This window comes from Shigella sp. FC1544, from assembly GCF_001722145.1.
GTDB classification, from domain to species: domain Bacteria; phylum Pseudomonadota; class Gammaproteobacteria; order Enterobacterales; family Enterobacteriaceae; genus Escherichia; species Escherichia coli.
Genome location: NZ_MECT01000308.1, coordinates 1 through 1,304, shown reverse-complemented (window position 1 = coordinate 1,304; position 1,304 = coordinate 1). Strand labels below are relative to the sequence as shown.

1 protein-coding gene and 3 pseudogenes are annotated in these 1,304 nt (G+C 44.9%); all 4 read right to left on the bottom strand.

Annotated features, from left to right (window positions below):
• The coding region (locus tag BGK49_RS27380; RefSeq protein WP_047664789.1) for an IS1 family transposase at positions 1 to 165 on the bottom strand (165 nt) is incomplete at its 3' end.
• Between the two features lie 110 nt (positions 166 to 275).
• Positions 276 to 401: pseudogene (locus BGK49_RS27375) on the bottom strand (OmpW family outer membrane protein); the annotation flags it as partial.
• A gap of 223 nt (positions 402 to 624) precedes the next feature.
• Positions 625 to 894, bottom strand: a pseudogene (locus BGK49_RS31705) (DUF4376 domain-containing protein); the annotation flags it as partial.
• Between the two features lie 96 nt (positions 895 to 990).
• Positions 991 to 1,259: pseudogene (locus tag BGK49_RS14850) on the bottom strand (tail fiber assembly protein).
• Positions 1,260 to 1,304: the final 45 nt, after the last annotated feature.

The following is a 1,304-nucleotide window of genomic DNA, read 5'->3' as shown; positions in this document are numbered from 1 at the left end:
TTTCTGGTGCGTACCGGGCTGAGAGGCGGTGTAAGTGAACTGTAGTTGCCATGTTTTACGGCAATGAGAGCAGAGATAGCGCTGATGTCCGGCAGTGCTTTTGCCGTTACGCACCACGCCTTCAGTAGCGGAGCAGGAAGGACATCTGATGGAAATGGAAGCCACGCAAGCACCTTAAAATCACCATCATACACTAAATCAGTAAGTTGGCAGCATTACCCTTTATGCCATGTCCTTATTGACCCCGTATATTACGGGGTCGTTTTTGTGCGGAATTAAAAACGATATCCTGCTGAGAACATAAACACCCACGGATCGAGGCATACGCTATCATGTTGCTGTGCACCGCCCAGCTTATAATTGGCGGTGGTATCGATATCCATGTACCAGACTGGTAGGTTTCAAAAAACACAATAACCAATTGTATTTGAAGCAAAAAACAAGACTTTGAGATGTTTTTTTTGTACCTTTTTTTATGTTTTTAACTGTCTGATTTTATTGAAATCTTTTTTAGTTTTGCAGAAGGAATTTTTTACTTGATTGTAACTTTTTCGTTTTTTTGGGGGCTAATTGACGCGCAATGCTGGGCGGGGAGCGCACAGCCAAAAAAACCGAAATTGACCGCTAATTACTGCCAATCATCATCGCTCTGATTGAGCGTAAATCATTCAGGTTATTCAGTTCTTCCTTCTGCTCTCGCTGACGTCAATAAATCCCATCATTGCGATCAACCTCATCCTTAACCATTGATGCGAGCAGTTCTTCCAGTTTCTGCGCTGACAGCTTTACCTGGTGATCTTCAGCATCTTCCCGGGCTATTGTGGTTCGCGCAGTGGCTGATTTTGCTGACATCACCACAGGGGGCAGACGGACCATTGAACCATGGCCTCCGGAACAAATAAGGGCAAAAATAACAACCACTATCGAAAGCTCACAAACTAACCGCAGCACGTTCCTGCATACGACGTGTCTGCGGCATAATCCCAATGATTACTCCCTGACAGGATTTGCAGGCCACTCAATATCGGTGCAGTTGATGTATCAACACGATTCAACAATACCCGATATTTATTCCATGCCTCCAGCAACGATCTTTCTTCCTCCGTTGCGATTTCCAGATCTACAGCATCCTGCAGTGGCGCAATATACTCACTGAATTCCTGGATGTAGAACTGTGTGGTGGCGGTCTTCCAGCCATTCGGCTCCTGCTGTATCGAAGCATACCAGGCTATTTCAATATCGCTATGCTGCGGCAGCATTTAACCCCTTGTAATTCATCGCCATAATTGATTTAATTCACAAAT